The organism is Streptosporangium lutulentum (assembly GCF_030811455.1).
Classification (GTDB): domain Bacteria; phylum Actinomycetota; class Actinomycetes; order Streptosporangiales; family Streptosporangiaceae; genus Streptosporangium; species Streptosporangium lutulentum.
The window spans coordinates 3,967,590-3,981,305 of record NZ_JAUSQU010000001.1 but is presented as its reverse complement, the minus strand read 5'-3'; the positions used below and the strand labels follow the sequence as shown (position 1 = coordinate 3,981,305).

Annotated in this window: 13 protein-coding genes and 1 pseudogene; 6 read left to right on the top strand and 8 right to left on the bottom strand. The window is 70.1% G+C overall.

Features of this window, described 5'->3' with window-relative positions:
* Window positions 1-48 precede the first annotated feature (48 nt).
* Window positions 49-546, bottom strand: coding sequence for a (2Fe-2S)-binding protein (locus J2853_RS17825; protein WP_307559337.1), 498 nt, complete (start codon window positions 544-546; stop codon window positions 49-51).
* Window positions 547-551: 5 nt separating this feature from the next.
* Window positions 552-1,454 carry an FAD binding domain-containing protein gene (locus J2853_RS17820; protein ID WP_307559335.1) on the bottom strand — a complete coding sequence of 301 codons (903 nt, stop codon included), beginning with the start codon at window positions 1,452-1,454 and terminating at the stop codon, window positions 552-554.
* A 66-nt stretch (window positions 1,455-1,520) separates the two neighbouring features.
* Between J2853_RS17820 and J2853_RS17815 the strand changes: the two genes are divergently transcribed.
* Window positions 1,521-3,782 (top strand): xanthine dehydrogenase family protein molybdopterin-binding subunit, encoded by a 2,262-nt coding sequence (locus tag J2853_RS17815; RefSeq protein ID WP_307559333.1) that lies wholly within the window; start codon window positions 1,521-1,523, stop codon window positions 3,780-3,782.
* A gap of 45 nt (window positions 3,783-3,827) precedes the next feature.
* On the opposite strand, the gene J2853_RS17810 is transcribed toward J2853_RS17815, so the two are convergent.
* On the bottom strand, window positions 3,828-4,781 hold the full coding sequence (locus tag J2853_RS17810) for a pirin family protein (protein ID WP_307559331.1): 954 nt from the start codon (window positions 4,779-4,781) through the stop codon (window positions 3,828-3,830).
* A 128-nt stretch (window positions 4,782-4,909) separates the two neighbouring features.
* Here J2853_RS17810 and J2853_RS17805 point away from each other — a divergent pair, with 128 nt between their 5' ends.
* The 3 genes from J2853_RS17805 to J2853_RS17795 all read left to right on the top strand — a co-directional run bounded on the left by J2853_RS17805 (window position 4,910) and on the right by J2853_RS17795 (window position 8,207).
* Window positions 4,910-6,508, top strand: a complete 1,599-nt coding sequence (locus tag J2853_RS17805; RefSeq protein WP_307559329.1) for a sensor histidine kinase — start codon at window positions 4,910-4,912, stop codon at window positions 6,506-6,508.
* Between the two features lie 127 nt (window positions 6,509-6,635).
* Window positions 6,636-7,112, top strand: a complete 477-nt coding sequence (locus tag J2853_RS17800; RefSeq protein ID WP_307559327.1) for an Lrp/AsnC family transcriptional regulator — start codon at window positions 6,636-6,638, stop codon at window positions 7,110-7,112.
* A gap of 147 nt (window positions 7,113-7,259) precedes the next feature.
* Window positions 7,260-8,207, top strand: a complete 948-nt coding sequence (locus J2853_RS17795) for a nucleoside hydrolase (RefSeq protein WP_307559325.1) — start codon at window positions 7,260-7,262, stop codon at window positions 8,205-8,207.
* A gap of 136 nt (window positions 8,208-8,343) precedes the next feature.
* On the opposite strand, the gene J2853_RS17790 is transcribed toward J2853_RS17795, so the two are convergent.
* Complete coding sequence (locus J2853_RS17790; protein WP_307559324.1) at window positions 8,344-9,078, bottom strand: MerR family transcriptional regulator; 735 nt, start codon at window positions 9,076-9,078, stop codon at window positions 8,344-8,346.
* Window positions 9,079-9,134: 56 nt separating this feature from the next.
* Here J2853_RS17790 and J2853_RS17785 point away from each other — a divergent pair, with 56 nt between their 5' ends.
* The gene (locus J2853_RS17785) at window positions 9,135-9,422 is read left to right on the top strand and encodes a hypothetical protein (RefSeq protein WP_307559322.1); all 288 of its coding nucleotides are present in this window, start codon (window positions 9,135-9,137) and stop codon (window positions 9,420-9,422) included.
* Window positions 9,423-9,741: 319 nt separating this feature from the next.
* On the opposite strand, the gene J2853_RS17780 is transcribed toward J2853_RS17785, so the two are convergent.
* From J2853_RS17780 to J2853_RS17770, 3 genes are all read right to left on the bottom strand, one after another.
* The gene (locus J2853_RS17780; protein ID WP_307559320.1) at window positions 9,742-10,449 is read right to left on the bottom strand and encodes an HD domain-containing protein; all 708 of its coding nucleotides are present in this window, start codon (window positions 10,447-10,449) and stop codon (window positions 9,742-9,744) included.
* A 235-nt stretch (window positions 10,450-10,684) separates the two neighbouring features.
* Window positions 10,685-11,164 carry an NUDIX domain-containing protein gene (locus J2853_RS17775; RefSeq protein ID WP_307559319.1) on the bottom strand — a complete coding sequence of 160 codons (480 nt, stop codon included), beginning with the start codon at window positions 11,162-11,164 and terminating at the stop codon, window positions 10,685-10,687.
* 19 nt (window positions 11,165-11,183) lie between these two features.
* On the bottom strand, window positions 11,184-11,876 hold the full coding sequence (locus J2853_RS17770) for an HAD family hydrolase (protein ID WP_307559317.1): 693 nt from the start codon (window positions 11,874-11,876) through the stop codon (window positions 11,184-11,186).
* Between the two features lie 502 nt (window positions 11,877-12,378).
* Here J2853_RS17770 and J2853_RS47925 point away from each other — a divergent pair.
* Window positions 12,379-12,903, top strand: a pseudogene (locus J2853_RS47925) (DUF6000 family protein); the annotation flags it as partial.
* 115 nt (window positions 12,904-13,018) lie between these two features.
* On the opposite strand, the gene J2853_RS17760 reads toward J2853_RS47925, so the two are convergent.
* Entirely contained in the window at window positions 13,019-13,480 is a 462-nt protein-coding gene (locus J2853_RS17760; protein WP_307559314.1) for a nuclear transport factor 2 family protein, read from the bottom strand.
* Between the last annotated feature and the right edge of the window lie 236 nt (window positions 13,481-13,716).

Here is a 13,716-nt window from a genome sequence, read left to right as displayed (position 1 = left end):
ACGAAAGCATGATCTCCCAGCTCACCCGTGGCGGCGGGCGCCGTTCGGTCACTCGCCGGGCGTGGCCTCGCCGCGCAGCTCGCGGGCGGCCCGCAGGACGGCACGCCTGATGTTGACGTAGCCCGTACAGCGGCACAGGTTCGAGGCGAGCGTCTCCTCCAGACGCCGCTCATCGTGGTCCAGCATCGGGTCCTCTTCCAGCGCGCCCGCGAAGAGCATCAGGAAACCGGGCGTGCAGAAGCCGCACTGCAGCCCGTGCTCGGCGGCGAACGCCGCCTGCAGCGGATGTAACCCTCCGTCATCGGCCAGTCCCTCGACCGTGCGGATCGACCGGCCGGCGCACTGCACCGTGAGCAGCAGGCACGAGCGCACGGCCCTGCCGTCGACCAGCACGGTGCATGATCCGCACACGCCGTGCTCGCAGGCGAGGTTGGTCCCGGTGAGGGCGAGGTCGTCACGCAGCGTGTCGGCGAGGCTGTCGCGGGGCTCCACGTCGATGTGGTGACGATCACCGTTGACCCACAGCGTCACCTCCGTTGTCTTCATGCCGGTTACCCCTTTTCCGCGGGTGGGCGCGTAGCCTGGTCGCCGGCCGAGTCGAGGGCCTGGCGCAGGGCGCGCCGGACGAGCACCGCGAGCACGTGCCGCCGGTATTCGACCGAGCAGTGCGGTTCGGGCCGGGGATCGGCCTCGTGCGCGGCCATCGTCCCCGCTTCGCCCACCGCCTCGTCGCAGGAGGCCACGGGCTGTCCGGCCAGTACCCGCTCCGCCGAGGCCGCGCGTACCGGCACCGGTCCGGCGTTGGCCATCGCGATCCTCGCCCAGACGACGCGGCCTTCGGCGACCCGTACGGCGGCGACGGCGGCCGCGAGCGCGAAACTGCCGTGGGTGCGCCGGTGTTCGGTGAACCCGATCCCGGTCCCCGCGCCGAGCAGCGGCAGCCGTACCTCCGTCACCAGCTCCTGGGCGGTGCGGCCCGTGCTGTGCGGTCCGCGGAACCAGTCCGCGGCGCCCACCACGCGCGTCCCCGACGGCCCGTGGAGCCCGATCTCGGCGTCCAGCGCGACCGCGGCCGCGCACCACTCGGCGGCCGGGTGCGCCCAGGCGATGCTGCCGGCGAAGGTGCCGCGCGCCCGGATCGGCGGGTGCGCCACGTAGGGCGCGATCCGTGCCAGCAGCGCTCCGACCGGATCCTCGACCACCGGCCGCTCCAGCTCGGCGTGGCGCACGAGCGCGCCCAGCACCAGGCGTCCGTCGCCGACGCCGTGCCCGGCCAGCTCCTCCACGCCGTTGACGTCGACGAGCAGGGCGGGACGGAGCCGCCGGTAGTGCAGGTCGAGCAACAGGCTCTGCCCGCCGGCCAGCACCTTCGCGGACGCGCCGTGCTCGTCGAGCAGTGCGACGGCCTCGTCCACGGAACGGGCGGCCTGATAGTCGAACGGAGCCGCTTTCACCGACTGGCCCCCGATCGTCGGGGTATGGGCATATGTGAGTCCTACCAGGTGAGGGGGGCACTAAACATGACCTACATCGGTAGCCGGGTGCCTCGCCGAGAGGACCATGATCTTCTTACCGGCCGGGCGGTCACCGTCGCCGACCTGAGCGAACCCGGCACGGTCGAGGTGGCGTTCGTTCGCAGCCCCGTGGCGCACGGGCGGCTGCTCGGCGTCGACACCTTCGCCGCCTGTGAGTCGCCCGGATTCGTCGGCGCGTGGTCCGCGGCCGATCTGCCCGATCTGCCGGCCCTGCCCGCCCTGCCGGACGGGACGCGACGGGAGGCGGCGCTGGACTGGCCCGCCCTCGCCAGAGGCGTCGTGCGCTACGCGGGCGAGCCGATCGCGGTGGTGGCGGCGGGGCGGCGGGCGCAGGCCGAGGACGGCGCGGAACGGATCCGCGTCGAGATAGAACCCCTGCCGCCGCTGACCGAGGCGGCCCAGGCCCTGGACGCCGGCGCCGCCTGGCTGTTTCCCGACCGCGATCACCGTCCCGGCGGCGGGCACGGCAACATCGCGAGGGAGGAGGACCTCGGCGAGCCCGCCGACGACGTGTTCGCCACCGCCCCGGTCGTCGTCGAGGGCGAGTACCGCCAGCAACTGCTGTTGCCCACGTCACTGGAGGCACGGGCGGTGCTCGTGCGCCCCGAGGCCGGTGGCGGGCTGACCGTGTGGGTGTCACACCAGGCCCAGCACCGCCTGCGCGACGCGATGGCCGAGGTCTTCGGGCTGGAACCCGACCAGGTGCGGGTCGTGGTGCCCTCCGTGGGCGGTGCGTTCGGGGCCAAGAGCCAGATCTACCCCGAGTACGTGGTCGTCGCCTACCTCGCCCGGCGGCTGAACCGGCCGGTGCGATGGGTCGAAGACCGGAACGAGGCGATGCTGGCCGCCACCCGGGGGCGCGGGCAGCACCAGCGGGTCCGGCTGGCCGCCGACGCCGACGGGACCTTCCTCGCCTACGAGCTGAGGGTCGACGCCGGGATCGGCGCCTACCCGCACACCGGCGCGTTCGTGCCCACGATGACGGCGGCGATGAGCGGCGGCGCCTACCGCACGCCGCGCGTGCACGCCCACCTCCGCTCGGTGCTCACCACGACGGCCCCCACCGCCGCCTACCGCGGCGCGGGCCGCCCCGAGGCGGCGTACGCCATCGAACGGACCGTGGACCGGCTGGCGCACCGGCTCGGCATGGACCCCGCGGAGCTGCGGCGGCGCAACTTCATCCGCTCCGACCAGTTCCCCTACCGGACGCCGACCGGCCGCGTCTACGACTCCGGCGACTACGCCGGGGCGCTCGACGTGGCGCTGGAGGCCGTCGGGTACGCCGAGGTGCGCGCCGAGCAGGCCCGGCGCCGAGCGGTGGGCGGGCCGCCGCTCGGCATCGGCATGGCCACCTACGTCGAGCGGTCCGGCGGCGCGCCCGACACCGACGAGTACGGCAGCGTGGAGGTCTGCGCGGACGGCACGGTGGTGGCCCGCTGCGGCTCCACCCCCACCGGACAGGGTCATCTGACCTCCTTCGCCCAGGTCGTCGCGTCCGCGCTCGGCATCGACCTCGAACGCGTGCGGGTGATCGAGGGGGACACCCGGGAGGTGCCCTACGGCGTCGGCAGCTTCGGCAGCCGGTCCATGCAGGTCGGCGGGGGAGCGCTGTGGCGGTCGGTGGAGAGCCTGATCACCGAGGCGCGCGGGCGCTTCGCCGACATCTGGGGCATCGACGTCTCGCACGTCGAATACCACGAGGGAACGCTGATCGCGGGCGAGTGGTCGACGACGCTGGAGGATCTCGTCAGCCGGACCGGCCCGCTGCGCACCGAGGAACGCTTCCGCCCCCCGCAGGCGTTCCCGTTCGGCGCCTACGTCGCCGTCGTCGAGATCGATCCCGAACTGGGCACCGTCCACGTGCGGCACCTGGTGGCCGTGGACGACTACGGCGTCGTGGTCAACCCCATGATCGTGGAGGGGCAGGGACAGGGATCGATCGCGCAGGGACTCGGCCAGGTGCTGTACGAGGACGCCCTCCACAACGCGGACGGCACGCCGTTCGCCCGCACCCTGCTGGACTACCTGCTGCCCACCGCCGCCGACATGCCCCCCCTCACCCTTGAGGAGACCCGGACGCCCAATCCCAACGCGCCCTTCGGGGCGAAGGGCGCGGGGGAGGCCGGCTGCATCGGAACGCCGCCGGCCGTGGTCAACGCGGTGTGCGACGCCCTCGGCGTCGAGCACATCGACATGCCCCTCACCCCGGAGGCGGTGTGGCGCGCCATGACCGGCGTGGCCGGGTGACCGCCCGGCGGAGTCCGGTGTTCGGGCCGGAGCCCCGGCGGAGCCTCAGCGGCGGCGTCCACGAGGCTTCATCGCGACCGTGGGGAGCTCCGGAGCGGGCAGCGGGGCGTCGTTCACACCGATCACCGTGCCGAACTCGTCGCTCTCCATCCACTCCCGCCTGAACCTGGTGATCTCCTCGTGGCTGCGGCCGACGAAGTTCCACCACATGACGATCTGCTCCTCGAACGGCTCGCCGCCCAGGAGCAGCACCCGGCCCGGCCGCTCGGCCCGCAGGTCGAGCCCGGAACGACCGGTGCCGAGGTAGAGCAGCGGCCCGGGGGCGAGCTCCGTCTCGTCGACCCGCACGGCGCCGGACAGGGCCAGCGCGGCGTACTCGAAGTCCGGGCGGAGCGGGAGCAGGATCTCGCCGTCCGCGTCGAAGGTCACCTCGGCCCCGACCAGGGGACTGTAGGTCCGGGCGGGTGAGACGACCCCGCCGAGCTCGCCCATGAGAACGGTCACCCTGACCCCGGGCGCCGTCAGCTCGGGCAGCACCGGATGATGCTCGAAGGCCGGAGCCACCTCGCGGTGGGCGGAGGGAAGCGCCACCCACAGCTGGACCCCGTGCAGATCGCCGTCGGAGGGCGACACCTCCGCGTGGGAGATGGCGCGGCCCGCCGTCATCAGGTTGAGCTGGCCGGGCCGGATCAACTGCTCGCTGCCGACGCTGTCACGATGCAGGACCTCTCCCTCCACGAGCCAGCTGACGGTCTGGAGGCCGGTGTGGGGGTGCGGCGCGACGCTCATGGTCGCCTTCTCCGGCCCGTAGTGGTCCAGGAAGCACCACGCGCCCACCATCCGGATATCCCGGTTCGGCAGGGTCCTGGTGACCTTCATCCCCCGGGTGCCGCCCAGCACCACGTCGCGGCCGATCAGCAGCTCATTCACCGGCTCCGTCGCCACGTCGGCGAGGCCGCCGCACACCGACTCCTGCGGATCCTGTTCCAAATCGCTCATCCAAGGACTGTACGGCCCGGCCTCGGCGGGCGAACATGCCCCTCCGGCCGAGGGTCTGCCGTTCCGGTATCTTGCGTCAACCGGGGTTTCCCGGTCCCGTCGAGATCGACTTTCTGTGAGGTGAGGCCATGACCACCGAGACACCTCCCTCTGGAACCCGGCAGAGCCGCTGGAGCGCCCAGACCTGGTTCAACGTCGTGCTGCTCTCCATGGCCGTGCTGCTGGCCGTGTCCGCGGTCGTCGGCGCCGCGGCCCTGGGGAACGCGGCGAGCGCCTCCAACCGCCTGATCGACGGGATCTCGATGGGCAGGATCCAGGCGGAGCGCCTGCAGACGACCCTGGTGAACCAGGAGACCGGGATGCGAGGCTTCGTCCTCACGGGCAAAGAGGAGTTCCTCCAGCCGTACGTGGACGGCCGCCGCGACGAACTCAACACGGCGCAGCAGATCAGGACACTGAAACCGGCCGCGGAGCTGCTGCGGAGGCTCGACGACGTGGAGCGGCTGAGCGACGAGTGGCGCTTCCAGCAGGCGGAACCGATGATCGCGGACGTCAGGGGCACGGGACCGGAGACGGTCGGCACGGAACGGACCGAGGAGGGCAAGCGGGTCTTCGACATGGTCAGAAAGGCGCTCGACGCCCAGAACGCCGCCTGGACCCAGGCCAGGGAGGACGCGCGCGCCGAACTGGCCACCGCCCGCTGGGCACGGGACCTGACCTTCTTCGCCATTTTGCTCGCCTTCCTGATCACCATCGTGACGATGGCCGTGCTGCTGCGGATCGCGGTGTTCCGCCCCCTGACCCGGCTGAGGGAGGCGTCGCGTCGCGTGACCAACGGGGACTTCGAGCATCACGTCGACACCGGCGGACCCGCCGACCTCGCCGAGCTGGCCCGCGACATGGAGGCGATGCGCAGGCGGATCGTCGCCGAGCTGGAGGAGACCCGCGTCTCCCGGCAGCAGCTCGCCGCGCAGGCCGAGGAGCTGAAGCGCTCCAACGCCGAGCTGGAGCAGTTCGCCTACGTGGCCTCCCACGACCTGCAGGAGCCGCTGCGCAAGGTCGCCTCCTTCTGCCAGATGTTGCAGCAGCGCTACGCCTCCCAGCTCGACGACAGGGCCAACACCTACATCGACTTCGCCGTCGACGGAGCCAAGCGCATGCAGGTGCTCATCAACGAGCTGCTCACCTTCTCCAGGGTGGGCCGGGTCAACCAGGAGCCCGTCGAGACGGATCTGAACGACGTGGTCGAGCGGGCCCTGGCCAACCTCGCGGCCGCGGTGGAGGAATCCGAGGCCGAGGTCGAGGTCGGAGACCTGCCGGTGGTGATCGGTGACCGGACCAAGCTCGTGATGCTCTGGCAGAACCTGATCGGCAACTCCCTGAAGTTCCGCAGTCCCGGCCGCGCGCCCCGCGTCCGGATCGAGGCGGAGGAGCGTGACGGGAAGTGGTGGATGACCGTGACCGACAACGGGATCGGCATCCCGCCCAACTTCGCCGACAAGATCTTCGTGATCTTCCAGCGGCTGCACCAGCGGGACGCCTACGAGGGCACGGGGATCGGCCTGGCACTCTGCCGGAAGATCGTGGAGCATCACCGCGGCAGGATCTGGCTGGACACCGAGTACCGGGACGGGACCCGCTTCGTCCTCACCCTGCCCGTCACGGCCGGCTCGCCGAAGACGGAGACCTCGGAGGAGACGGTCGCGGCCTCCGGCGGCACCGTCTGACATCGGCCCGTACGGCACGGCTCGCCCGGCCCGGAAGACCGGCCTCACCGAGGACGGGCATGGTTGGGACCATGCCGTGACCATGGGGCGGTGCGTATGACCTCCGGGTGCCGTTACCGTTGACCGCGTGGAGGAGATCGACCGCCAGATCGTGACGTTGCTGGCCGGCGACGGCCGGATGAGCTTTACCGATCTTGCCAGGGAGACCGGGCTGTCGGTGTCGGCGGTGCATCAGCGAGTGCGTCGGCTGGAGAAACGCGGGGTGCTGCGGGGGTATGCCGCGCTGGTGGACTATGACGCGATCGGGCTCTCGCTCACCGCGTTCGTGTCCATCAAACCGATAGACCCCGCCGCCGCCGACGACGCCCCCGACCGGCTGGCCCATCTGAGCGCCATCGAGGCCTGTCACAGCGTGGCCGGAGACGAGAGCTACATCCTCAAGGTCCGGGTGGCCTCGCCGATCGGGCTGGAGGAGCTGCTCAACCAGATCCGCACCGCGGCCAACGTCTCCACCCGCACGACGGTCGTGCTCAGCACGCCGTACGAGCACCGGTCCCCGGAGCTGGCGAGCCCGGACGTCGTCAAGCCGGACGAACGCGCCTGACCTTCCCGGCGGGGGAGGGGCGGCCGGGTCCGGCTGCCGGGCCGCTACGGGCGAGCGTCCCGGCGTGTTCTCGCCGGCACCTCGGAAGTCCTCGCGGCTGCTATTTCCGATTTGCCGTATATGGGCTGATTGATTCAAGCTGAACAGGTGCGCCCCCAAAAGATCATCATTGACTGTGACCCGGGAATCGACGACGCGCTGGCGATCGTCCTCGCCCACGGAAGCCCCGATCTGGAGATCCTGGGGATCACCACGGTCGGCGGCAACGTCGGTCTGGCCGGAACCACCGACAACGCGCTGCGACTCCGCGAGTTCCTCGGATTCACCGGCGTCCCGATCACGCCGGGCAGCGCGGGCGCCCTCCTGCGCACCCGGGTGGACGCGGCCAGGGTCCACGGCCCCTCGGGTCTCGGCGCCGCGCTGCTGCCCCCGGCGACGCTCCCGGTGTCCGGCGGGCACGCCGTCGACTTCATCGTCGAGACGCTCAGGGCCGCCCCCGGCGAGGTGACCCTGGTCGCCATCGGCCCGCTGACCAACGTGGCGCTCGCCGTGCTCAAGGAACCGAGGATCGTCGACTGGGCGAAGGGACTCACGATCCTCGGCGGGTCCTACACCCGGGGCAACTTCTCTCCCGCCGCCGAGTTCAACATCGCCGCCGACCCGGAGGCCGCCGCGATCGTCTTCGACGCCGGCTGGACGGTGACCATGATCGGTCTTGACGTGAGCCGCGGTGCCATGACCACGGAGGCGGTGGCCGACCGCATGCGGACCATGGGCAGGCTCGGCACCGACCTGCTCATCCCGTGCGTGGAGTACTACGGCGTGATCACCGCCGACAGCGGGCCCGCGATCCACGACGCCTGCGCGATCGCCTACCTGATCGACCCGTCACTGATCACGGTCGAGCCCGCCGTCGTCGACGTGGAGACGGCGGGGCGCTTCACCTCCGGCATGACCGTGACCGACTTCCGGCCCGTGGACCGCACCCCCAACGCCCTGGTCGGCACCTCCCTCGACGCCGGCCGCTTCTGGGACCTCCTCCTGACCACCTACGCCCAGGTCGCGAAGACCGTCGAAGACCGGCCTCAGGAGTGAGGCGGGCTCGTCCTTCACCGTCCCCCTGACCGGCGACGGGACATCGACCGGATCGGGGGACGACCCGTGCCGACGGAGGTCCGGTCCGTGGATCCGGGTGCCGGGCCCCGTGGCGGCGTGGCGGTGAATGCCGGCCTCAGGTGCGGAAGAGCTCGTCTCGGATCAGGGCGTCGAGCCGTCGCCATGCCGGGGACGAGGCGTTGACCACTCCTTGGAGCATCGCCGGGATCTCGGAGCCGGTGTCCTGTCCAGGAAGATCGCCGGATCCGTATCGTCCCCGGGTCGCACGGACGATGCGCCGGGCGAGATCGTCGACGCGGGGATCGTGCGGGTCGAGGTCGTGGGCGCGGTCGTATTCGAGGTAGAGCCGGCGGAGCGCGGGATCGGTGAGGGACTGGGCCTGGTCGTGGAACGACTCGATGGCGGTATCGGGGTGAGCGGCGAAGAGCAGAATCCACAGGTCGGTCTCCAGGGCGACCCAGCGCGGGCTGAACCCATGTCCGGGCAGCCGCTCCAGGTGGTCGCCGACCTCGGGGGGAAGCATCTGGAGGCGGCCGGCCGCGAGCCGTCGCAGCCGCCGCTGGGTCTCTCGCAAGCCGCGGATCCGGGCGGTGAGGTCGGCGTCCACGTGGCGAAGCGCCTCGTGGAAGTCCTCAGCGGAGGCGGCGCGAAGGTCCCGGATGCGGGCCAGGGGCACCCCGGCTTCGGCCAGGGTGCGGATCTTGATCAATTCGATGGCGTGCCGGGCGGTGTACCGCCGGTAACCGGAGGAGTCACGGTCGGGCTCGGGCAGCAGCCCCTTGTCGTGGTAGACCCGAATCGTCTTGATCGAAACGCCGGCGTACCGGGCGAGCCGGCCGATGGTAATCACCTCTCCATGTTCTCCCACTTGACCTTGCCCCAAGGGCAGGGTTGCAGCATGGAGCCATGGTGAACACGAACCTTGACCGGGACACCCTCCGCGCGCTGGCCGACGAGGGCAATGAGACGGCCCTGGGCCGCCTGGCCGACCTCGCCGACGCCCGGGGCGACCTCGAAGAACTGAGCGACCTGCTGGACGAGGGCTGCGTGCGGGCCGGGCACCTGCTCACACGACGCGCGGTCGCGGCGGGTGACCTGCGGGAGCTGCAGCGGCTGTGGGACGCCGGGTCCGACGAGGCCGGCCACGAGCTGGAACGGCTGCTCGCCGGGCCGATCGACGTGCGTGAGGGCTGACAGCTTCGATCACGGCGCCACGGGACATCGCCGAACCATTCTGTGTAGATCAAGCTCTGTGCGGGTCGATCCGTGTAGATCAAGGTAGATCAAGCGGCATCGCGCCGCCGTACCCGGCCCTTCGCCGCCCGCCGCCCGCCGCCCGCCGCCCGCCGCCCGCTGCCCGCCGCCCGTCGCCCGTCGTCCGGGCGTGCAGGCGTGTGGCGTGGGCGCCGGTCGGCAGGTGGCTCGGGCCGCCCGCCGCACCGCATACGCGCCGTACCCAGCCAATCCGCCGCCCTGGGGCCGCACCGCCGTCTACGAGGTTGCCCCGCCCGTTTCATGGCACCTTGGGAGTCCTGCGCATCGGTGCCGGCCGCTCCGCTTCCTGAGGAGACGGTGGTGTGCCGGGCCGTGCCCAGCCCCGTCGTTCTCCTTCGTCGATGAGCTGACGGCCCACGTCCCATAGGGACGAGGCGGCATCCCCGATCACTGCCTTACGCGATCTGATGTCCTCAGCCGTGACTCCGGGGCTCTGCCAGGTTCCACCGCGTGCCATCCAGTTCAAGAGCAGTGGCTGAAACCGGTCCATTGCCTTTGCGAAGCGCGCCTCAGGAGTACGCCGGGCCTCGAATTCATCCCAAAGAGCCCGTATCCGTGTCCCCTGATCGGCAGGCAGCAGGCCAAACAGCCGATCCGCGGCGCGGATCTCCCGCTCCTCCTGATCATTGCCGCTCACTGCGTCATACAGTGGGGTGTCTCCGGCGTAGATCTCCACCAGGTCGTGCACAAGCACGAGTTGTACGGTGTGCCCGACGTCGATCGGCTCGTCGGAGTACTCGGCGAGGACAACGACCATCATCGCCAGGTGCCAGGAATGCTCGGCATCGTTCTCACGACGATCCGCCGACGCCAGAGGTGACTGCCGAAGAACCGTCTTCAACCGGTCCACCTCGATCAAAAACGTGAGCTGTTCGAGGAGACGCTGTCCCATTCCGTCCGGTAGCGGGTTCATGTCGATGAGCAGGCCAGACTGATGATCACTCATGACACCATCGTTCCATGATCCGTTTTTGGGGGAACCGCCAGGCGACCGGTTGGCGTTTGTCAAAGGGGTCCGCCAAGAGAACATCGGGCTACGAAACTCGTGCGTGTCCATGCGGAGACCGTCCGCCGGCTCACCATCGGCCAAGACGCCCTGGCCGCCGAAGCAGCCAAGGCCGCAGGCGTCACACGACTACGCCACCGGCAGCATCTTGATCATCTCTGAGCGGGCCGGCTTCCTACGCCTCCTGCCACGCGCGGAAGAGCCTGAGGCTCTCCGCGAGCTGTGAGTGCAGCGGGTGCGGCAGCGCGTCCGGCGGGAACCAGCCCAGCTCGTCGAACTTGTGGGGCTCGCCGATGGCGGCCTCGGCGCGGTCGATCCTGACAGCGAAGATCACCGCGACCCAGTGGGAGGCCGGCTCCTCCCGCAGGACGTTGCGAACGCCGATGGTCTCGATCTCCAGCGCGCCGGTCGAGTATTCCTCGCGGACCTCTCGCGCGACGGCCGCCTCGAACGACTCTCCGTACTCCAGCGCCCCGGCGCCGCAGTCCCAGGTGCCGGGCTCGTCCCGCGCTCCGGCTCCGCGTCGGGCCAGCAGCACCCGGCCGTGGCCGTCGTGGCAGATGAACACGCAGGAGACGCTGGGCGTCTTGCGCACCTGCTCGGTGCCGGGCTCGGACAGCCGGGCGGGACCGTTCGAAGACGGGACGCTGCTCAATGGAAGGCTCCCTTCGCCCTCAGAAGTGATCCCGCAGCTCGGAGAACTTCCGCAGCCGCAGCACTCCCTCGTCGTCGGGGTCGAGCTCGCTGTGCTCGAGCACCCAGGTGTTGTCGTTCGGGATGAAGACGGCGTTCATGCCCACCTGCCGGGCGGGGAGGATGTCGGATTTCGGCGAGTTGCCGATCATCCAGGTCGTCGCGGGCGTCAGCTCGTGGTCCTGCGTGAGCCGCCGGTAGGTGTCGACGTCCTTCTCCGCCACGATATGGATGCTGCTGAAGTGGTGCGCGAGCCCGGAGAGATCCAGTTTGCGCTGCTGCTCGTCCGTGTCGCCCTTGGTGAGCAGGAGCAGGTCGTGCCGGCTGCCGAGGTCGGTGAGCGTTTCGGCGACGCCGGGGATCAGCTCCACGCGCCCCTCCAGGAGAGCCACCGCCAGCTCGTTGATGTGGCCAAGCTCCTCCGTGGTCGCCGGCCGTTCGCGCAGCCGCTCGAGGCACTCGCCGAGACTGCGCAGGAACATCTTGCTGCCGTACCCGTGTGCGACCGCGTTCGCCGCCTCGATGTCGTTGAGGATGGCGCGGATCTCGGCCCTGTCGAGGGTCGGATGCTCCAGCCAGTGCAGGAAGTCGTCGATGACGCGCTCGAAGAGGACGTTGTTCTCCCACAGCGTGTCGTCGGCGTCGAAGATGAGTACCTGTCCGGTGAGCCTCACGCCGGCACCTCCGAGAGCGCGCTGTCGATGGAATTCGCGGCGGGTCGCCACACGGCTCCGTGTCCCAGGCGGCCGTGCGGCTCAACCTGGGCGAGGATTATCAGGGCCACGCCTCTCCTGTTTTCTTGTCGGCCCGCAAAGATTACCAAGTATTGCCGCGAGCTTTCCTCCACCCCCGGGGAGGGCGGTCATCCGCCGCCGAGTGGTGGGCGCCGGTGCCGATCCTCACGCCGCCGTCATCCGGCAGTTCGTTCTCCAAGCGCCGCCACCCGTGGTGGCCCGGGCACTCGGCTACCACGACAGGAGCGCCCCGGATCGCTGCCGAAACCGGATCTCTCTGGAGCCGCTACGCGTCCGGAACCCCGGATCGAAACCACGTCTGGTCTCCCTCATGACCCGACCTTCTCCTTAAGCCAGGTCTCCACGCTGAAAGGGTTGGCGGAGTCGGCTTCGAGAACACCCCGCATGATCGTGCTCTTGCGCCGTAGGTCAGGATGCGCCCATGACTGAGCCGACGGGCGACCCGGCATTCGAGATCATCGAGCGCTACGTGATCGCCGCACCAGAGTCAGGGGCCGCCCGTTACCTCGATCTTCTCCACGGCAACTTCCTCGACATGCCCGACCGGGAAAGAACCGACTTCCTCCGCGTGCTGGGCCACGATGCCCGGCAGGCCACCGACGCCGAGCTCGAATGCATGCTCCAGCCGGGAGAGTTCGCAGGCTGGCGGGAACGGCTCACCGCCGCGTGGCTCATCGGCCTCGACCGGCGCACCCGGTTCCGGGAAGCCCTGGCCGATCTGCTTTTGGAGAGCGAGCTCACCTACGCCGGTCAGGGCTACAGCTTCGCCCTCACCCGGTTCGGACAGCCCGAAGACGCCGACATCCTCGCCGCCTATCTGGAGCGGTACCTGCCGCAGCGTGACTGCCACTACGACCAGGACTGGGTCCTCGGAGGGCTGCTCCATCTCGACGAGGTGCTGGGCACGGACCGCGCCGCGGGATTTCTCGCCCCTGGAGGACTCTGGAGCGGTTCCTCGTTCTCCCATCAGGACCCGGCCGACTGCCGCCTCCGGATCGCCGGACTCGGCCGCATCACGATGCGGCCGACCATGATCCTAAGAGAGTTCCGGGTTCGGGTCGTCAGTCGGCGGGGCTGCCGATCCCCGGCGGGAGTGGATCTTCCTCAAAGGAGGAAACGACTTCCCTGCGGGCGACGCGCCACCGGCCGTCCCGGCGGACATATACGTCCTGGTAGGTGCCACCGCCTCTCACCCAGGTGCCGTCGGTCAACTGCACGCGGACGGCCACGTCCGCCTCACCGACAGCCCGATCACCGTCGATGTCCACGACGAAGTTGGCCGTCCAGTGGTGCATCTCCTTGAAGGCCGCCCACTGCTCCTGCACGGCTGCGCAGATGGCCTCGATGCCATCGAAACGCTGGTCGGGGCTGGTCACCCATGCCGCGTCGTCGTCCCAGATCGCGGCGAAGCGCTCCAGGTCCTGCTTGTCGGCTCCGTGGCAGTACTCGTGAATCAGGCGCTGGATCGCCAGCTCGCTCTCCACCCGGTCGAGACGGTCCATCAGGGACTGGGGATCGGTCATGTTGTGAGTCTCGCTCATCCCGAAGCCCATGTGATGGCACCACGATTCGACGGGTGGCGGAGAAACGACTGACGAGATCGCGGAACAGATAGCCCCAGGTGGGCTCGCCGTGCAGGCCCAGAAAGACGGGACCGGCACCCTCGTCGACGTAGTGCATCCGGAATCCGGGCGCCGAGCCGTAGTGCGGCGCAAAGGCCCGGCGCCATCGAACGGGGTCTGGCAGCGCGATCAGGTCG